General features: G+C 53.4%; 20 protein-coding genes. 16 read left to right on the plus strand and 4 right to left on the minus strand.

Annotation, left to right across the window (positions count from 1 at the left end):
* Positions 1 to 58: 58 nt before the first annotated feature.
* The 8 genes from FU672_RS20395 (at position 59) to FU672_RS20430 (ending at position 8,927) form a co-directional block, all read left to right on the plus strand.
* Positions 59 to 1,648 carry a methyl-accepting chemotaxis protein gene (locus tag FU672_RS20395; RefSeq protein ID WP_148244590.1) on the plus strand — a complete coding sequence of 530 codons (1,590 nt, stop codon included), beginning with the start codon at positions 59 to 61 and terminating at the stop codon, positions 1,646 to 1,648.
* Between the two features lie 62 nt (positions 1,649 to 1,710).
* Positions 1,711 to 2,637 carry a glutaminase B gene (gene glsB / locus FU672_RS20400; protein WP_148244591.1) on the plus strand — a complete coding sequence of 309 codons (927 nt, stop codon included), beginning with the start codon at positions 1,711 to 1,713 and terminating at the stop codon, positions 2,635 to 2,637.
* A complete protein-coding gene (locus FU672_RS20405) occupies positions 2,637 to 2,993 on the plus strand; it encodes a DUF4186 domain-containing protein (protein ID WP_148244592.1) in 357 nt (118 codons plus the stop codon). Before glsB ends, FU672_RS20405 begins: the two co-directional genes overlap by 1 nt.
* Positions 2,994 to 3,106: 113 nt before the next feature.
* Positions 3,107 to 4,546 carry a sensor domain-containing diguanylate cyclase gene (locus FU672_RS20410; protein ID WP_148244593.1) on the plus strand — a complete coding sequence of 480 codons (1,440 nt, stop codon included), beginning with the start codon at positions 3,107 to 3,109 and terminating at the stop codon, positions 4,544 to 4,546.
* Positions 4,547 to 4,665: 119 nt separating this feature from the next.
* Positions 4,666 to 5,631 carry a sensor domain-containing diguanylate cyclase gene (locus FU672_RS20415; RefSeq protein ID WP_148244594.1) on the plus strand — a complete coding sequence of 322 codons (966 nt, stop codon included), beginning with the start codon at positions 4,666 to 4,668 and terminating at the stop codon, positions 5,629 to 5,631.
* An 82-nt stretch (positions 5,632 to 5,713) separates the two neighbouring features.
* Positions 5,714 to 6,241 carry a GNAT family N-acetyltransferase gene (locus tag FU672_RS20420; protein WP_148244595.1) on the plus strand — a complete coding sequence of 176 codons (528 nt, stop codon included), beginning with the start codon at positions 5,714 to 5,716 and terminating at the stop codon, positions 6,239 to 6,241.
* 118 nt (positions 6,242 to 6,359) lie between these two features.
* Positions 6,360 to 7,811, plus strand: a complete 1,452-nt coding sequence (locus FU672_RS20425) for a tagaturonate reductase (RefSeq protein ID WP_148244596.1) — start codon at positions 6,360 to 6,362, stop codon at positions 7,809 to 7,811.
* Between the two features lie 201 nt (positions 7,812 to 8,012).
* Positions 8,013 to 8,927 (plus strand): bestrophin family protein, encoded by a 915-nt coding sequence (locus FU672_RS20430; RefSeq protein WP_148244597.1) that lies wholly within the window; start codon positions 8,013 to 8,015, stop codon positions 8,925 to 8,927.
* Here the strand turns inward: FU672_RS20430 and FU672_RS20435 are convergent.
* On the minus strand, positions 8,915 to 9,463 hold the full coding sequence (locus tag FU672_RS20435; RefSeq protein ID WP_148244598.1) for a GNAT family N-acetyltransferase: 549 nt from the start codon (positions 9,461 to 9,463) through the stop codon (positions 8,915 to 8,917). The genes FU672_RS20430 and FU672_RS20435 overlap by 13 nt on opposite strands.
* A gap of 133 nt (positions 9,464 to 9,596) precedes the next feature.
* On the opposite strand from FU672_RS20435, the gene FU672_RS20440 reads away from it, so the two are divergent.
* The 7 genes from FU672_RS20440 (at position 9,597) to FU672_RS20470 (ending at position 15,668) form a co-directional block, all read left to right on the plus strand.
* On the plus strand, positions 9,597 to 10,184 hold the full coding sequence (locus tag FU672_RS20440) for a hypothetical protein (RefSeq protein ID WP_148244599.1): 588 nt from the start codon (positions 9,597 to 9,599) through the stop codon (positions 10,182 to 10,184).
* Between the two features lie 9 nt (positions 10,185 to 10,193).
* Positions 10,194 to 10,664, plus strand: a complete 471-nt coding sequence (locus FU672_RS20445) for a GNAT family N-acetyltransferase (protein ID WP_148244600.1) — start codon at positions 10,194 to 10,196, stop codon at positions 10,662 to 10,664.
* A 12-nt stretch (positions 10,665 to 10,676) separates the two neighbouring features.
* Positions 10,677 to 11,117, plus strand: a complete 441-nt coding sequence (locus tag FU672_RS20450; RefSeq protein ID WP_148244601.1) for a GNAT family N-acetyltransferase — start codon at positions 10,677 to 10,679, stop codon at positions 11,115 to 11,117.
* Between the two features lie 145 nt (positions 11,118 to 11,262).
* The gene (locus FU672_RS20455) at positions 11,263 to 12,258 is read left to right on the plus strand and encodes an alpha/beta fold hydrolase (RefSeq protein ID WP_148244602.1); all 996 of its coding nucleotides are present in this window, start codon (positions 11,263 to 11,265) and stop codon (positions 12,256 to 12,258) included.
* A 44-nt stretch (positions 12,259 to 12,302) separates the two neighbouring features.
* On the plus strand, positions 12,303 to 13,043 hold the full coding sequence (locus FU672_RS20460; RefSeq protein WP_148244603.1) for a response regulator: 741 nt from the start codon (positions 12,303 to 12,305) through the stop codon (positions 13,041 to 13,043).
* Complete coding sequence (locus FU672_RS20465) at positions 13,040 to 14,338, plus strand: ATP-binding protein (protein WP_148244604.1); 1,299 nt, start codon at positions 13,040 to 13,042, stop codon at positions 14,336 to 14,338. Before FU672_RS20460 ends, FU672_RS20465 begins: the two co-directional genes overlap by 4 nt.
* A gap of 139 nt (positions 14,339 to 14,477) precedes the next feature.
* On the plus strand, positions 14,478 to 15,668 hold the full coding sequence (locus FU672_RS20470) for a cytochrome c biogenesis protein/redoxin (protein WP_148244605.1): 1,191 nt from the start codon (positions 14,478 to 14,480) through the stop codon (positions 15,666 to 15,668).
* A gap of 5 nt (positions 15,669 to 15,673) precedes the next feature.
* Here the strand turns inward: FU672_RS20470 and tam are convergent, their stop codons facing one another.
* A complete protein-coding gene (gene tam, locus FU672_RS20475; protein ID WP_148244619.1) occupies positions 15,674 to 16,432 on the minus strand; it encodes a trans-aconitate 2-methyltransferase in 759 nt (252 codons plus the stop codon).
* Between the two features lie 437 nt (positions 16,433 to 16,869).
* Between tam and FU672_RS20480 the strand changes: the two genes are divergently transcribed.
* The gene (locus FU672_RS20480) at positions 16,870 to 17,508 is read left to right on the plus strand and encodes an acyl-homoserine-lactone synthase (RefSeq protein ID WP_148244606.1); all 639 of its coding nucleotides are present in this window, start codon (positions 16,870 to 16,872) and stop codon (positions 17,506 to 17,508) included.
* A gap of 15 nt (positions 17,509 to 17,523) precedes the next feature.
* Here FU672_RS20480 and FU672_RS20485 read toward each other — a convergent pair whose 3' ends face one another.
* Together FU672_RS20485 and FU672_RS20490 are read right to left on the minus strand one after the other, a co-directional pair.
* Positions 17,524 to 18,216, minus strand: a complete 693-nt coding sequence (locus FU672_RS20485) for a helix-turn-helix transcriptional regulator (protein ID WP_148244607.1) — start codon at positions 18,214 to 18,216, stop codon at positions 17,524 to 17,526.
* Between the two features lie 304 nt (positions 18,217 to 18,520).
* Positions 18,521 to 19,105: an NUDIX hydrolase gene (locus FU672_RS20490; RefSeq protein WP_148244608.1), complete on the minus strand. Its 585-nt coding sequence runs from the start codon at positions 19,103 to 19,105 to the stop codon at positions 18,521 to 18,523.
* Positions 19,106 to 19,168 lie beyond the last annotated feature (63 nt).

Raw genomic sequence — 19,168 nt, forward strand, 5'->3', positions numbered from 1 at the left:
CTGTCATTTTCATTTCGTAGACTCACACGCGTCTAACGCATTGTTAATGAAGATAATTATGAACCTAACGCAAATTTTTCGCCGTATTGCGCAGCGTCTCACCCCTCGTCACTTTGGCCTGCTGACGGGTATCTTTTGCATTATTGGCCTTTTCTCCGCGCTGCAGCTCTCCTCGTCATTCCTGCTTAACGCCTCTCTGAACGAAGCCCAGCGCAACGAGCAGCAAAATCTGCTGGCCTGGCAGCAGCAGAGCAAGCTGGATCTGGCCCGTGTCTCCCTGCTGGCGGCAAGCGATCTGCTTAACCGGTCCGGCGTCTGGTTTATGCAGGATAAAGAGACCGGTTCCGACGGAAGCTGGCATAGCCTGATGGATGATGCGCAAAAGGCGCTGACGGTTTCTCAGCAGGCGTGGAAGGCCTGGCTGGCGCTGAATCCGCCGAAAGACGACGCCCTGGTGAACAGCTATCAACTTTTCTACGGCGCGATCAAGGAACAGGCTGAAGGTCTGGTTAAGACCAACACCATCGACGCTTTTTTTGCCGTACCGGCACAGGCGTTTCAGTCTGATTTTAACGACAACTATGCGCGCTATCAGCAGGCAAGCGAGAAGCAGGCCATGCAGGGGCGCCAGAGCTTAATGGCACAGCTCTCCGGCCTGCAAACGTTGTTCCTGTTCGCGCCGGTGCTGTTGCTCGCCATCGCGGTTGTCGTCTGGTTCGGCATGTCCAGATGGGTGATTACGCCGCTGCGTCGGTTGATTGCGCATATTAACCAGCTGGCGGCAGGAGATCTCTCCGGCACGCCGCCGAACGTCATGCGCTTCAACCGGGAGATAGGGCAGCTTAGCGACAGTATCGCGACGATGCAGCACGGTCTGCAGCAGCTGGTGACGCAGGTCAGCCATGCCACTGCCACCATGGTGGAGAACATTGGCTCCCTGGCGGAGGGTAACCAGAAGCTGTATCAGCAGTCAGCACGCCAGGCGAAAGAGCTTGAGGATGTGACGGCGCATATCGCGGCGCTGGAAACCCATGTGGAAGGGAATAGCGGCTATGCCAGGCTCGCCAGTTCGCGGGCCGATGAGGCGCGCCAGGCTGCCGTGGGGGGCGACCAGATGATGTCTACCGTTAATGCGTCTATGCAGGCGATCGTCGACCGATCTTCTGAGATGCGAGGGATCGTGGCGATGATCGACAGCGTGGCGTTTCAGACCAACATCCTGGCGCTGAATGCCGCCATCGAGGCTGCCCATGCCGGAAACCAGGGGCGCGGTTTTGCCGTCGTCGCCCGGGAAGTCGGGCTTTTGGCCAGAAAAAGCAGCCACTCGACGCAGACCATTCAGGAGCTTATTAACCGCTCGTTGCAGGGTATTGAAGACGGTTCCCGCGCCGTTAACCTGATGGAAGAGAATCTGCAGCAGGTCACCGGTCTGGTGGGCAATTTAAGCAGTTTGCTGAATGAGATCTCAACCGCCACGCTCAGTCAGGGTGACAGTATTCACCAGATGACGCGTCAGCTTCAGGCGCTGAATCAGGTCTCCCGCCAGACGGACTTGCTGGTCTCTGACGCCTCGGATGCCTCTGAGCGGCTGCAAAAGCAATCCGATCTTTTATTGCAGGCCGTTTCGCGTTTTCGTCTTAGCGCCTGACGCAATACATAAGCCTCTGTTATACTCGCAGCCCGTTTTAGCCTGAGGGCAAGGAGCAAAGTGTGGCTGCGGTCATCCATAATGAGATGTTGGACGAGATTCTGGCGCAGGTTCGTCCGTTAATTGGAAAGGGGAAGGTTGCCGACTATATTCCGGCCCTTGCCTCGGTGAGCGGGAATAAGCTGGGGATTGCTATCTGTACCATCGACGGACAGCGATACCAGGCAGGCGATGCAACGGAACGTTTTTCCATTCAGTCCATTTCGAAAGTGCTGAGTCTGGTTGCGGCGATGCGCCAGTATGAAGAAGAAGAGATCTGGCAGCGTGTCGGTAAAGATCCTTCCGGCCAGCCTTTTAACTCGCTGCTTCAGCTTGAGATTGAACAGGGTAAACCGCGAAATCCCTTTATCAATGCCGGGGCGCTGGTGGTCTGCGATATGCTGCAAAGCCGCCTCAGCGCACCGCGCCAGCGAATGCTTGAGATTGTTCGCCAGCTCTCGGGCGTTGACGATATTGCCTATGATGTGGTGGTGGCACGCTCGGAGTTTGAACACTCCGCCCGTAACGCGGCTATTGCGTGGCTGATGAAATCCTTCGGTAATTTCCATAACGACGTAGCGACCGTGCTGCAAAATTACTTCCATTACTGCGCCCTGAAAATGAGCTGCGTTGAGCTGGCTCAGACGTTCCTGTTCCTTGCGCACCAGGGGCACGCGCCACATCTCGATCAGGAAGTCGTTTCTCCGCTTCAGGCTCGGCAGGTTAACGCGCTGATGGCAACCAGCGGGATGTATCAAAACGCTGGCGAGTTTGCCTGGCGCGTTGGACTTCCGGCTAAATCGGGCGTCGGCGGTGGCGTCGTGGCGATTGTGCCGCATGAAATGGCAATAGCCGTCTGGAGCCCGGAGCTGGATGAAACGGGAAATTCGCTTGCCGGTGTGGCGGTTCTGGAGAAACTGACCCAGCGTCTGGGACGTTCCGTATACTGATGTCCGATCTGGATCCTCTCTTTTCCCGCCTGGCGCGATCGACATTTCGTTCGCGCTTTCGCTTAGGCGATAAGGAACGGCAGTACTGCTGGGACAAAGGCCCCGAAACCATTGACCAGCATGCCGCGGATTTTGTCGAAAAGCGCCTTGCGCCTGCACATCCCGCAAACGACGGTAAACAGACGCCCATGCGCGGTCACCCGGTGTTTATCGCCCAGCATGCCACCGCCACCTGTTGTCGGGGCTGTCTGGCAAAATGGCATAACATTCCACAGGGTGTAACGCTCACCGCGCCGCAACAAAATTATATCGTCAGCGTCATCCACCACTGGCTGGTGCTGCAGCTGAACGCCTAAATTTGACGAGTTATGCTCCAGTGGTATTTGTGTTATAGATGCATCCCAAGTTAGTCCCGATCATGCTGACGACCGCAATAATTGCCATAAGCTATCATATGGAATGATATTTAATGCGTTCTACTCTTACCGCTTTCAGGCTGTTCCAACCCGACACGCCGCTGCGAAATGCATCAACGATCTTCATCCTCACTACCTTATTCTATTTTGTGGGTGCGGAATTACGGCTCGTTGAGGCCCTGTCGCTATTCTGGCCGCTGAATGGCGTCATGGCAGGGGTTTTCGCCCGTTATGTTTACCTGAATCGCCTGCATTACTATGCGGTATCCTATGTCGCGATGCTGTTGTACGACGCGGTGACGACCAACTGGGGTATGGCCTCAGTGGTGATCAACCTGTCTAACATGATCTTTATCGTTGTCGTCGCCGTGCTGGTTCAGCGCGACAAGCGGCTGATGAAGAAAACCCCCGATCCGCTTAACGCATTACGCCTGTTTAACTACTGTCTGATTGCCGCGCTGCTCTGCGCCTTGCTCGGCGCGGTGGGGTCGGTCGGGATTGACCGTCACACCTTCTGGCCGCTGTTTGCCGACTGGTTTAGCGAGCAGTTCTCAACTGGCGTGCTTGTTGTACCCTGTATGCTCACGTTACGTATGCCCGGCCGTGAGCTCAGGTTACGGCTGGAGCAGCAGCTGCCGGTGATTGCGTTGATCGTCTCGGTTGTCGCGTCGGTGGTGATTGGCGGAGCGGGGAGCCTCTCGTTTCCTCTGCCTGCGCTTATCTGGTGTGCGGTTCGTTACTCATTACCTGCGACTTGTCTGCTGACGTTTATCACAGGCGCTACTGAAATCATTTTGGTCGCCAACTCGATTATTAATATTGCCGTGGCGACGCCGTTTACGACGCCAATGATGTTTTCAGCCCGGCTGGGAATCGCCACGATGGCGATCTGCCCGGTGATGGTATCCGTCAGCATGGCCGCGATTAATTCCCTGATCCGCCAGGTTTCACTGAGGGCGGATTATGACTTTTTAACGCACGTCTACTCGCGTTCCGGGCTTTACGAGGCGTTAAAGCATGAAGAGACGTACCGGCATTCACGTTTTCTGACCGTCATGCTGCTGGATATTGATTACTTCAAAAGCATTAATGATAACTATGGGCATGAGTGCGGAGACCGCGTGCTGGCGTCGTTTGCCCGACAGGTTCAGCAGGTTGTCGGCGAAGACGGCATGGTGGCACGCATGGGCGGGGAAGAGTTCGCTGTGGTGGTCAATTCAGGCGACGCGCAGCACGGTTTTGAACTGGCTGAACGTATCCGGTCCACCGTTGCCAGCCATCCTTTTACATGGCGTCACCAGACGCTCTATCTGACGGTCAGTATTGGCCTCGGAAGTGGAAAATCTGAGTCATGGCAGTTGACCGAGGTCTTCAACAAGCTCATGACCGAAGCGGACGATCATCTCTATCGTTCAAAAAAAGCGGGTCGAAACCGTACCAGCGCCCGGGTATCGGACGAGCAAATTGCCGCGCCCTCCGGGAGTGAAACATAGCTGCGTTAATCGTCATAAGGCATTGACGTGAATAGTAAGCGGCTTAACAGGATGTCAGAACACTGACAATGTCTCTGTTTAAGCTACGCTTTTAGTAACGCTTTACGTCAGGAGACATTATGAAAGCACCTGCAACCCCTGAAAATGAAACAGACAGGCTGAACTCGCTTCGTGAATCAGGTCTGCTTGAGATCGACAGTTCCCCGGCGTTTGATCGGTTAACGCGTCTGGCAAAACGCTTCTTCCAGGTGCCGCTGGCGATGGTCAATCTCATTGATGAGCATTCGCTAATCGTGAAGTCGGCTGATGGTCAGGCACCCAACGCCATTCCGCGCAACATCTCATTTTGTGGGCATACGATCCTCACCGAAGCGCCGCTGGTGGTGGGGGATATGCTTCAGGACGATCGTTTTGCGGATAATCCGCTGGTGGCCGGCGAACCACGCGTGCGTTTTTACGCGGGCTTCCCGCTGCGCCTGCGTGACGGCGCAAGCGTAGGCTCGCTGTGCCTGATTGATTACGCTCCCCGGGAGTTTTCTGCCGCCGACCTCGCCGTCCTGGGAGACCTTGGCGCACTGGCGGAAGATGAATTTGCTGCCATCAGCGCGGCGACCACGGATGAATTAACCGGATTATTCAACCGTCGGGGCTTTAATCAACTCGTGCGTTTCACGCTTTCCGTTGCCCGACGCCGGGCTGAGCCGCTGACGCTCGGCTGGCTGGATTTGGATCGCTTTAAAGAAATTAACGATCGTTTCGGGCATGAAGAGGGGGATAAGGCGCTGAAATCCATGGCGCAACTGATGCGCGCCTCTTTCCGTGAGGCGGATCTGCTGGTGCGTTTTGGCGGGGACGAGTTCGCCGTGCTGTTCGCGGATACGGATGAGCAGGGCGCCTGGATTGCCATGCAGTATCTCGCCGAGCAGGTAGAAAGCTATAACGCCCGGAAGCTTCACCCCTGGTCGCTCCACTTCTCATGGGGGCTAAGTGAATTCGATCATAACGGCAACGACCTGCAGCAGTGGCTGAAAGATGCCGATGAAAAGATGTATGCCATGAAACAGCAGCGCCAGCGCGCCCGATGACATAACAAAAGCCTATGTTCGATCCGTTTGCGTTAAGAAGATGTTAAATGCACAGTGACGGTATTCAACGTAAGGAAAAACAATGAATACCTCACTGCAAATCAAAAATCTCACCCGAGACGATATTCTCACCCATCTTGAGGCGCTGGCCGGGATCCTCGAAAACTGTGTGAACGGCGGTGCATCCGTCAGTTTTATGCATCCCTTTAGTCTGGAGAAGGGCCGTTCTTTCTGGCGCGGCATTGCTGAAAGCGTAGGGCGCAACGAGCGCCTCGTGCTTGCGTGTGTCGATCCACAGGATGGCGTCATCGGAACGGTGCAGCTGATCACAGACCAGCCGGAAAACCAGCCGCATCGCGCCGATGTGGCGAAGCTGCTGGTTCATGAAAAAGCGCGCCGGAAAGGGGCCGCGATGGCATTGATGGAAGCGCTAGAAGCTGAGGCCCGGGCCAGAGAGATTTCGGTTCTGGTACTCGATACCTCCACCGGCAGCGGGGCCGAAACCTTCTACCATCGTGCTGGCTGGCAAAAGGTGGGTGAGATCCCGCGCTATGCCCTGATGCCGGACGGTGCCATGACGGCCACGTCTGTGTTCTATAAGTTCTTATAATTATTTTGCACAACCGTGCCGCGAATTGATCAAAACAGGGTTCCTGGTCGTTAAGTTTTGATAAGTTATCGTACCAATCTTATCAAGCTGTATGACTAATCATAAAAGGAACCCCCTTGTGAACACGCTCAACCGTCGTGATTTTCCCGGTGCTCAATACCCAGAACGCATCATTCAGTTTGGTGAAGGCAATTTCCTGCGTGCGTTTGTCGACTGGCAAATTGACCTGTTAAATGAACATACCGATCTCGACGCCGGTGTGGTTATCGTCCGTCCTATTCAGAGCGACTTCCCGCCGTCGCTGAGTACTCAGGATGGTCTCTATACCACTATCATTCGCGGTCTTAACGGGCAGGGTGAAGCGGTGAGTGAGAGCCGTCTTATCCGCTCGGTTAACCGGGAGATCGACGTCTACGGCCAGTATGATGCGTTCCTGAAACTGGCACACAACCCGGATATGCGCTTTGTTTTCTCGAATACCACCGAAGCGGGTATCAGCTACCACGCGGGTGACAAATTCGACGATGCCCCTGCGGTGAGCTACCCGGCGAAGCTGACGCGACTGCTGTTTGAGCGTTTTAGCCACTTCAACGGTGCACCGGACAAAGGCTGGATCATCATTCCGTGCGAACTGATTGACTACAACGGAGATGCACTGCGTGAACTCGTCCTGCGCTATGCCCAGGAGTGGTCGCTGCCTGCTGCTTTTATCCGGTGGCTTAACGAGGCAAACCGCTTCTGCTCGACGCTGGTTGACCGTATCGTGACCGGTTACCCGCGCGATGAAGCGGCCACGCTGGAAGCTGGGCTGGGTTATCACGATGGGTTCCTGGACACGGCTGAACATTTCTATCTGTTCGTTATCCAGGGGCCGGCATCCCTTGCTCAGGAACTTCGTCTGGATAAGTACCCGTTAAATGTGCTGATTGTTGACGACATCAGGCCCTACAAAGAGCGCAAAGTCGCCATCCTGAACGGTGCGCACACGGCGCTGGTTCCGGTGGCATTCCAGGCTGGGCTGGATACGGTGGGCGAGGCGATGAATGATGCTGAGATCTGCGCATTCGTCGAAAAAGCGATTTATCAGGAGATCATTCCTGTCCTCGATCTGCCGCGTGACGAGCTGGAATCTTTCGCCAGTGCGGTAACAGGGCGTTTTCGTAATCCCTACATCAGACACCAGTTACTTTCCATCGCGCTTAACGGCATGACCAAATACCGCACCCGAATCCTGCCGCAGCTGCTGGCAGGGCAGAAGGCAAGCGGACAATTACCTGCACGTCTGACGTTCGCGCTTGCTGCATTGATAGCGTTTTATCGTGCGGAGCGTAACGGGGAGAACTATCCGGTGCAGGATGATGCATTCTGGCTGGAACGTTATCAGCAGCTCTGGGCGCAGCACCGCGACCAGCAGTTGAGTACCCGTGAGCTGGTGCAATCCGTGCTGAGCGTGAGCGAGCACTGGGAACAGGATCTGACGCAAGTATCCGGTCTTGTCGACCAGGTCACCCTGGACCTTGATGCCATTTTGTTGAAGGGAATGCGCGCAGCGGTAAAAACTCTTTGTTAATGACGTCACCCGGTTTCGGCCGGGTTTAACTATCCCTTTATTTAGTTACAACATACTATCTACTCTTTTTTTTAAAAGCACATGCAGCACCGTGCGGTTATTGCTAAGCAGGTGAGAAAATTCAATGTTTCGTTAACATGCTTGCAACGGTGAAAGGGATCACGTTTAATAGCCACGCTCTTTCCTTTCCTGAAACACACTATGATTGTTCGTCCTAAACAGCACTGGCTACAACTGATTTTTGTCTGGCACGGTTCGGTACTTCCCAAAATCTACACCCGACTGCTGCTCAACTTCCTGCTTTCTATCGCCGTTATCCTGATGCTACCGTGGTATACCTCGCTGGGCATCAAATTTACCGTGGCGCCCTTTAGCATTCTCGGCGTGGCGATCGCTATCTTTCTGGGTTTCAGAAACAACGCCTGTTATTCACGCTACGTTGAGGCTCGCCTGCTCTGGGGGCAACTGATGATAGCGGCACGCTCGCTGTTTCGCGAGGTAAAAAACACCTTGCCTGACGATAAGCACCTGGGGGAATTTGTCCGCCTGCAGATTGCTTTTGCCAACTGCCTGCGCATGACCCTGCGCCGGGAACTGAACGCTGAACAACTCTCTCGCTATCTTGCTCCGGATGATTTACGTCACGTGATGAGCGCCAACTCACCGGCGAACCGTATTTTACTGATCATGGGGGAGTGGCTGGCCGTGCGGCGGCGTAACGGGCAACTCTCGGACATCCTGTTCCACAGTCTGAACAACCGCCTGAACGATATGTCCATCGTCCTTTCCGGGTGCGAACGCATTGCGACAACGCCGGTGCCGTTTGCCTATACGCTGATTTTGCATCGCACGGTGTATCTGTTCTGCATCATGCTGCCGTTCGCGCTGGTTGTGGATCTGCACTACATGACGCCGTTTGTCTCAGCACTGATCTCATACACCTTTATCTCGCTGGACGCCCTGGCGGAAGAGCTGGAAGACCCGTTCGGTACCGAGAATAACGACCTGCCGCTGGACGCCATCTGCAACATGATGGAACGCGATCTGCTGCAGATGAACGATGAAGAGAACATTCCGGAAAGGCTGATGCCGGATAAGCATTATCAGCTGACCTGACGGGCGTTCCACTCGTCACGGGTAATCTCCCACAGCTCAGAATCCAGCATGCCGCTGACGTAGGCTTTTTGTTCCGTTCTGATAAGCCGCATGCCGCTACTGTCTGAAATACGCCGGGAACGGCTGTTGGCGGCGGCTTTCGGGGCGCGCAACACGGGTTTGTTTAGCGTATTGAACCAGTAATCCGTCGCGGCAGTGCTGGCTTCGCGCATGTAGCCCTGGCCCTGAAACTCCGGAGCCAACCAGAATCCTCGGTTGTTATCTTCGACGTCGTACAGACAGATAATGCCCATCAGCGCGTCCGGCACCTCACGACGACGGATGCTCCAGAACCAGGCAATCCCTTTTGCCATATCCGGCAACGCCACGTTGTTGACATAGTTTTCCGCGCCGTTATCCGGGTAGGGCCAGGGCACGGAAGAGACCATATAACGGACAATCTCCCAGCGCGGATAAAGCTTTTGTATCTGGGCCGCATCTTCGGCAACCAGCGGCTTTAGCAGTAAGCGTTCTGTCGTGAGCGTCGGTATCGTCATCCGCGGATCTCCATATTTAAGCGTTATGCTTTTGTTTGCGTTCTGGTATTTTCATCTCTATCACATTCTGGTGAGGCGTGCTGTGGTTATTCACTACTAAAAATGGGCAGCATTTTTTAATGGCGAAATTTTGATGAGCTTTTTGTCTATTTTAACCGGACGGGTTTTCCAGGATCTCCTGCAGCATGGCAAAGAGATAGAAGAGGCTATTGCTCGTCGTGATACCCGTCTCTTGAATCATTCCACGCCCGAGCTGGAACGGTATTTCTCGCGTCCTCTCAGCGAGCTTCCGCGTCAAAATCCTTATCCGGTAGCGGTGCTGTTACCTCTGTTTTTAGTGGCGTTTGCGTTAAACCTTCTGCCTTTTCTCAGCACGTTGCAGGGGTTGTCACCTTTACATCATGCATTGAGCTTTTTCATACCATCATTGACGATGACAGGCGCGCTCATTGTGATAAGCGTACTCCTGGCTCGTGGGAAGACGTCGGGATTGTCGGGCTTTATGGCGTTGTTCATCATTCTGCTGATAGCGACCCTCGTTCAGGCGTTACATCTCCTGTTTTCTCATGACGGAAGCCTTTGGCCACTGGTCATCGCATCCTTCGCGCTGTTACTTTGTCGGGTAGTGATGAACAGCAGCGGCTTTGTGCTTTTTACGCTCTATTGTCGTACTCAGCGTCTTGCGAGACTGGCACGGGAAATGCGGCTAAAAAGCCGTTAAAGGGGGATTATGACGTTACGAAAAGCCAACCCGCAGGAAGCCGAAATACTCTGGAATATTCGCAATCAGGCGATTCGTCACGGCTGTAAAACCAGTTACGACGCGGACATCATTGCGCGCTGGACGCCCGATCTCATGCCCGAACGCTTTCGGCAGATGATCATTGAATACCCTTTTTATGTGGTGGAAGATGAAAAGGGTGATATTGCGGCAACCGGCTATCTGGATGTTGACACCCACTGTCTGGAGGCGATATTCACCTTGCCTGCGGCATCCGGTAAAGGCATGGCGACCCGGATTATCGAGGCGCTGAAAAATGAAGCCCGTAGCCGGGGGATAACCCGCATGACGCTCGACTCAACGCCTAACGCCCGGTCGTTTTACCAGAAGCTGGGGTTTGTTACGCTGAGCGAAAAATATCATCACTCGCACATGGCAGGCGCTGATTTACGCTGTTTTGAAATGGCGATCGATTTGTAATGTGAGGAACACATGGCTGTCACAGTAAGACCTTTACGCGAAGACGACTATTCCCACTGGCGACCATTGTGGGACGGCTATACCCATTTTTATGATTGCTACCTCGAGGAATCCGTCACCGCATCGACATGGGAAAGGGCGCTCTCAGCGCATTCACCGATGTTCTGCCGCGTGGTAGAGAAAGACGAAAAGGTCATCGGCTTCGCGATGTGCATTCTGCATGAAGGAACCTGGTCAACGGCCCCCATCTGCTACCTGGAAGATCTGTTTGTTGATGCCGACGAACGCGGGGCGGGAGCAGGTAAGGCGCTTATTGATGCTCTGATTGAGGAAGGCAAGCGCGAAGGGTGGTCAAAACTGTATTGGGTCACCCGGGAGAATAACCCGGCGCGTAAACTCTATGACAAATATGGTGAAGCTGACGATTACGTCCGCTATCGTCTCTCCCTTTAAGGCGACAACGCCTGTGTTTGTATCACACTGTATCAGCGTCCCGGATACATACACAGGCTTGCAATAAACCCGCTTTCGCACATATCCGCTATACATTGCAGTGTTGTTATATCCCCGTAAATTGTACTCAACCGGAGATACCAACATGTTTAGCAAACTCGCGTACTCAACCCTCGCACTGACCGTTTCTCTTGGCACCGTGATGTCCTGTCAGGCCGAAGCCACCGGCACAAACGTCGCGGCCGCCTTTGATCACCCGCAGCAAATTAACGCCGGCGATCTGAATTTCGGTTATGTCGACATCGGCCCGAAAAATGGCCAGCCGGTTATTTTACTGCACGGCTGGCCCTACGATATTCACAGCTATGCCGAGGTCGCACCCGCACTGGCGGCAAAAGGCTATCGGGTGATTGTGCCTTCTCTGCGCGGCTACGGCACCACGCGCTTCCTGTCAGCCAAAACGCCGCGTAACGGCCAGCCTTCAGCCATGGCGAAAGATATTGTGAACCTGATGGACGCCCTGAATATTAAGCAGGCGGTATTTGCAGGATATGACTGGGGTGCCCGTACGGCGGATATCGTTGCGGCGCTGTGGCCAGAGCGCGTTAAATCACTGGTGTCGGTGAGTGGGTATCTCATCAGCAGTCAGCAGATTGTCAAACAACCGTTGCCGCCAAAAGCGGAGCAGCAGTGGTGGTATCAGTTCTATTTCGCCACCGCGCGCGGTGCTGAAGGTTATGCCAAAAACACGCATGACTTCGCGCGCTTAATCTGGTCGCAGGCATCGCCTGACTGGAAATTTAGTGATGCTGTTTTTAACGCCAGCGCCAAATCCCTCGATAACCCGGATCACGTCGCAGTAACGCTCAGCAACTATCGCTGGCGTTTAGGGCTGGAAAAAGGCGAGCGCAAATACGACAGCTATGAGCAAAAACTGGCCGCGCTGCCGAATATCACCGTTCCAACGATCACCATCGAAGGCGGAAACAACGGTGCGCCGCATCCGGCTCCGCAGGCCTATGCGGGTAAATTTACCGGTAAATATGAACATCGCACTTTCGGGGCAACCGTGGGGCACAACCCGCCTCAGGAAGATCCACAGGATTTCGTCAAGGCCGTCGTTGATGCTGACAAACTCTGAAATGTGCTATTTTCAGTACGTTACCTTTCGGTCTGGAGAGTTCGGTGGAGCATATTGATCATATCCTTGTCGTCGATGACGACAGGGATATTCGTGAACTGATTGTCGATTATCTCGGTAAGTCTGGTTATCGCGCGACGGGCGCGGCCAACGGCAAAGAGATGCGCGTCGTGCTGGATAAACAGCATATCGACCTGGTGGTGCTGGATGTCATGATGCCCGGCGATGACGGACTTACGCTATGCCGGCAGCTGCGCAGCGGCAAACACAAAGATCTGCCCATCCTGATGCTGACGGCCCGCAATGAGGAGACGGACAGGATCCTGGGTCTGGAGATGGGCGCGGATGACTACGTGGTGAAGCCGTTTGTCGCCCGCGAGCTGCTGGCGCGTATCAAAGCCATTTTACGGCGTTTTCGCACGATGCCGCCCAATCTGCAGGTAACGGAAGCAGGGCGGCTGGTGATGTTCGGTGAATGGCAGCTCGATACCGTCGCCCGTCACTTAATCGATCCGGGAGGCGTTATTGTGTCGCTCAGCGGGGCGGAGTATCGCCTGCTGCGCGTTTTCCTTGACCATCCTCAGTGCGTGCTGACCCGCGATCAGCTGCTCAACCTGACGCAAGGGCGCGACGCCGAACTGTTTGAACGTTCTATCGACCTGCTGGTTAGCCGGGTTCGCCAGCGTCTGAATGAAGATGCCCGCACGCCCGCCTATATCAAAACCGTGCGCAGCGAAGGCTACGTCTTTACGATGCCGGTGACCATCAAAGAGGTTAACGAATGAGGCTCTGGCCACGCTCGCTGCTGGCCCGTTTGCTGATCGTCGTGCTGCCAGGCCTGCTGCTGGCTAACGCCCTGAGCCTGACGCTGGTCATGATTGAGCGAATGCACAGCGCCCGCACGGTGATGCTCGGTAATCTGGAAAACGACGTCGCAACCAGCGTCGCCATTTTAGACCGGTTACCGGCCAGCGAGCGCGCGGCCTGGCTGCCGAGGCTTGAACGCGGTAACTATCGCTATATTCTGGGCACAGGGGAGCCCGGCGCAGCGCCGACGGATAAGCGTTCGCAGGATGCCATCCATACCTTAAAAGCGACGCTCGCCGCAGAGTATCCGCTCAGCTTCACCGCCGTTCCCGGCGCCGTTTCACACATCCAGGCGCATCTGACGTTACGCGATGGCTCGCCACTGACCATTGACCTGATCCCGCGCATGCCGCCGGTCGCCAGCTGGCTGCCCGTTGTGCTCATCCTGCAGCTGCTGCTTCTGGCGGCCTGCTCCTGGGTAGCCGTACGACAGGTAGTTCGGCCTTTTTCACAATTTACCCGCGCGGTGGATTCACTGGATCCGGCGGCCAGCACGCCAATGACGGAGCAAGGACCGCTGGAGGTGCAGCGGGCAGCCCATGCCTTCAACGCAATGCAGGCGCGCATTCAGTCTTATCTCAGGGAGCGCGCGCAGATCCTGGCCTCTGTTTCTCACGATCTCCAGACGCCCATTACCCGCATGAAGCTTCGCGTTGAAATGGCGGATCAACCAGAATTGCGAGACAAGCTTTTAAACGACCTTGATAACATGTCGCGTCTGGTACGGGAAGGTATTGCATATGCCCGGTCATCAGAATCACTGGAAGAGACTACCCTGAAGCTGGAGCTTAACGCATGGGTCAACAGCATCGCCTGCGATTATCAGGACATCGGTAAAAATGTGCAGTTTCAGGCAGGTGAAGTCCGTTTACCGATCGTCACGCGTCCGCAGGCGCTTCGCCGGGTGATGACAAACCTGCTGGATAACGCCCTGAAGTTCGGTGAGTATGCCGTCATTGCTATTGATGATTCGTCTGGCGCAGAGGTGGTTATTCACATCACGGACGGTGGGCCGGGAATACCCAATGACGAGCTTGAGGCGGTATTACAGCCGTTTTATCGGGTTGAAACATCCCGCAACCGCGATACCGGCGGAACAGGACTCGGGCTGGCGATTGCCGCGCAGCTCACCGCTCAGTTGGAAGGAAAGCTCAATCTGTCGAACCGCGTCGGCGGCGGGCTGGATGTCTCCATTACGCTACCGCGCCGTTAGCTAATTGTACGGCTTTGTATCTCCCGGCCTGGGTGATACACATCCAGACAAAACCCACGCTTGTACACATATCCTGAACACATCCGCACGATGAAATAGCCTCACTGCAGCGTCGCAGGACTTGTATTGTGAGGTTTCTATGTTTCTGGTAATCGCTTTTCTGGGCGGGATGATAAGCCTGCTCAGTCCATGTACGCTCCCGGTTATCCCGCTTCTGTTCGCCGGTTTTCAGGGGCAACGACGCCATATTCTGGCCCTGCTTGCGGGGATGATCGTGATGTTCACCCTGGTGGCGATGGTCGTCACCGTCGCCAGCGAGTGGATAGCAGAGGCAACCATCGTCGGGCGCTGGATCGCCCTCGTCATTCTGGCCGCGGCCGCGCTGGCCTTAATTTTTCCATCATTCGCCCAGCGTGTTGCGGGACCGGCCGTCAGCGCGGGAAATGTCCTCAACACCCGAAGCGGGAAAACGCGCGGTATGGCATCGGCTTTTCTGGCCGGGCTTGCGGTCGGGCTGCTCTGGTCCCCTTGCGCCGGGCCCATACTGGGCGCCATTTTCAGCATTAATATCGCGGGCCACTCGGCTATTGCGACGGGCGTGCTGCTGGCGGCCTATGGCAGCGGATGCGCGCTGATGTTGAGTCTGCTCGTTTTAGGAGGCCGCACGCTGATGGTGCCGTTAAGAGCAAAATCGGCGCTGATGGAAAAGCTGCGGCAGGGGGCTGGCGTGGTGATGCTGGCGACGGTCGTATTTAACGCGACAGGGATGACTTCGCTTCTGAAAGGGGCAAACGGCGTTGCGGACCGTCTCGAAACCACGTTACTGAAGCTGGCGAAACCCACAACCGCGCAGGTGAAGCTCCAGCCGGTCGTGATCGCAGAGCCCAGCAGCCAGTTGCCTTCGTTAAGCGGTGGAACAGGGTGGATTAACGGTGACCCTGTCACGTCTGAATCATTGCGAGGGAAGGTTGTGCTGATCGATTTCTGGACGTGGGATTGCATTAACTGCCAGCATACGCTCCCGCATGTGCGAGACTGGGCCACAAAGTATCAGCCGCAGGGGCTGGTCGTGATTGGGGTTCACACGCCGGAATATCCCTGGGAAAAGCCGCTTTCATCGGTAAAAAATGCGGTCACTAAATGGCAGTTGCCGTATCGGGTGGTGACGGATAATAACTACCAAATCTGGAATGCATTCGGCAATCAGTACTGGCCAGCGCATTACTATTTTGATGCCAAAGGGCAGCTACGCTATACCGCCTTTGGTGAAGGAGATTATGCGCAGCAGGAAAAGGTCATCCAGCAATTGCTGAGAGAAGCCCGGTCATAACCCGTTCAGGGTTGACGTTTCGCCACAATAAACAACCGTGGGAAAGCCAGCAGTATCTGCCCGTTTTCCTGGAGTGGATACTGCTCTTCCAGCAGTTCATGGTAGCGTTTCAGGAAACGTTTCTGCTCGCTCTCATTCAGTTCCTGGAGCCACGGGCGCAAACCGGTGGCGCTTACCCAGTCAATAATCGCCTGGTGGGAGCTCATTTTATGGAAATAGGTTGTCCGCCAGATATCCACGTCACAACCGGCCTCCGACAAGATGTCGTAATAGGCATGCACTCCAGGCAGAGGCTCGCGGCCGCGGTCAGGGTAGTCTTGCTCCAGCGCCACTTCACGCATCGCCACGTGAGTGGGTTCAAGCCAGTTGTCAGGCATCTGGATCGCTAATACGCCATTCAGCGTGAGCAAAGAAACCAGGTGCGGCAGGAGATCGTAATGGTCCGGGATCCACTGTAGCGATGCGTTAGCGTAAATCAGGCTCAGCGGCTGACCAGGCTTGTACTGGCGGATATCGGCCTCAACAAAATGGCAGTCGGGTAACGCGGTGCGTGCTTCCTCGAGCATTGCAGGGGAGTTATCGACCCCGGTGATGCGTGCCGAAGGCCAGCGATGCTTCAACAAGGCGGTGCTGTTTCCTGGCCCACAGCCTAAATCAGCGATGGTAGAGACCGCATCAAGAGGAATTCTGGCGAGCAGTTCAGCGGCAGGACGCGTTCTTTCCGCGCCGTATTGCAGGTAAAGAGAAGGGTTCCAGTCGGCCATCATCAACTCTCCGTTTTGCATGATTCTGCAAGAATAGCACAGGCAGATGCCTGCAAAGCGGTACCGGCGAGGGTTTTGGGCAGCTGAAGTCAGCAGAGTCTGTAAAATGAAGGGGAGGTAGAAAAAAATTAATCGGAAATAATACCCCTTAAAAGATTAAGGGGCAATGTTTTTATTGTAATTACTTTATGATTATTGTTTTTTATTATTTTATCGGCAAAGTGCTTCTTATGCTCTATACCCGAAACTTTAAATATTAGATAATCATCGATGGGTATATCCCTGGTGTTTCATAGGTCTTTGACCTCCTGACCGCTTAGTTTTGCGAGAACTTCGTGGTCAGGTACTTTTTAAGTATAGGGAATATGCGGCACAATGAAAGCTGTCCTAAAAGACAGGTGATAATAGTTTCAGGTGTTATTATCAGGAACAAGAGCATGATTTCTGCCATTGAATTTTTTTTGCACGACTACGATGATTTACCACCAGCATTAGCGCACGAACTCTATCGACTCAGAAGAAAAACCTTTCGGGACCGGCTCAACTGGAAAGTGGAATGCGTCGAAGGGATGGAAAAGGATCAATTTGATTCCCATAACACGACATACTTAATGGGTATGTATGATGGACAGCTGTTATGCGGCGCGCGATTTATTAACTCAACGCAGCCGACAATGATAAGCGAAATCTTTCACAATTATTTCGATAGTCCCATTGTTTTTCCAGCAGATGTTCCCTGCTGTGAAGTGAGTCGTTTATTTTTAGATAAAGAAATACGAGACTCTGCAAGTCTGCAGGGTGTGCCCGCCAGTAAGGCATTGTTTCTTGCAATGAATATTTATTGCATAAAGAAAAAATATCACGGAATGTACGCAGTAGCCAGTCGCGGTATGTATGCCATATTTCGCCATGCGAACTGGAAAGTTGAAGTTATTCAGCGCGGTGTTTCTGAAAAAGGAGAGGTTATTTACTATATTTATATGCCTGCCAGCACCAGCATTATTGAAGATATTATTAGCAAAGACAAATCAAGCCACTGGCTTCGCGAAATGCTCGAGCATTTACGCCATCTATAACCAGTGTCTGAGGGGTCAGTCGTCCAGTAACCGGAGTTCTGTTCCAAGCTTTATTGCGTGTCTGGCATTATTCACTCCGAGTTTTTTCATTACATTGCCCATATGGAATTTAACGGTGCGTTCAGCAATAGACAAAATAACAGAAATTTCTACGTAGGTTTTTCCGGCACTGACCCATTTGAGGATTTGTCGCTCACGTGGCGACAAGAACACATTCTTTTTCTGCTGATGCTGACTATACAGATTGAGTGTCTTCTGATGTAACTGAGTAAGGAAGCGTAAAAATTGCGGCCGATATTTCTCTATGTCAATGCCAGAATGCTTAGGGCTGATGACGGATAAGACAACAAGATTATTCAGATAGTCATGCAGAGGAAAAGTCTGCCCCTGGTATATGTCATACTGAACACTTTCGTCGAAAATACGTGTCAGGTTATAACCATCCGACAGGACGACATCACTTTCCCAGAAGAAGTCCTCAACACAGCGCAAAGCCCTAATAATGACAGGGTCAATGAACTGATATTTTCTTTCAAGGTAGATATTAAACCACTCAGGACTGTTATTGAGTATCCTCATCTGTGAAGGATCTTTCTTGTTCATAATAGCGTAGGCGAAGACGATCCCTTTGAAGTCCTCAAAAAACGCGTCCAGATCACTCTGAATTAGCGTATTGATCGTTATGTCGTTGTAATATGTATCCTTCACGTGAGTTGCTGCCTCCTGCTCGAGTGGAGGAGCAAGTATAATATGCTTCGTTATCTGTAGCGAGTCGCATTTTAATCCAGTCAACAGATAAGACAGGCTACCTCTGCAGGCAGCCTCATGAACGTTTGGCATTTTTGAATAGTAAATGCAGATGACTCAGGGAAATGTTTATGATTTTATCGAATTTCGAAACCGCCCACTAAATATAGTAGACTGCAAAATTTAGGAGGTTTTCCGCATTCCATCCGCATAACGGACAAGCACCGACTTCATGCACCTTTAAATCAGGATTTAAACCAGTAGGTTAGAGAATTCCTTTAAGGGCAACATGATAAAGCAGCATGATGGTTTTCCCATCGACAATCTTGCCCGTTTCAATGCCGCGTAATGCCTCTTCAAGCGTCATTTCCAGCACGTCGATATCTTCTCCTTCCGCCTTGATCCCGCCGCCTGCGCCGGTTCTGTCTTTCGGCTGGTACTCGGCAAGATAAAAATAGAGCTTTTCCGTGACGGAGCCTGGGCTCATATAGGCTTCAAAGATTTTCTGCACGCTTGAAACGTGGAATCCAGTCTCTTCTTCCGCTTCTGCTTTTATGCGGCTTTCGGGATCCATGTTGTCCAGCAACCCCGCAGCGGCTTCAATTAAATCGCCCTCATGGCCGTTGATAAAGACGGGGAAACGGAACTGGCGAGTCAGGATCACCGTCTTTTTATCACGGTTGTAAAGCAGAATAGTCGCGCCGTTCCCACGGTCGTAGACTTCCCGATGTTGTCGTTGCCATTCACCATCACGTCGCTGCAGGTCGAAGGTGTATTTTTTAAGAACGTACCAGTTATCTGACAGCGTTTCACTGTTAATAATGCGTACATCTGCACGATTTGATTGCACGTTTGTTCCTCCTTACGTAGAGTAATTATCATAAACAGCATTGTCGTGCAATTTCAAGACAAA

Origin of the sequence: Enterobacter asburiae (assembly GCF_008080435.1) — a bacterium.
GTDB classification, from domain to species: domain Bacteria; phylum Pseudomonadota; class Gammaproteobacteria; order Enterobacterales; family Enterobacteriaceae; genus Enterobacter; species Enterobacter asburiae_C.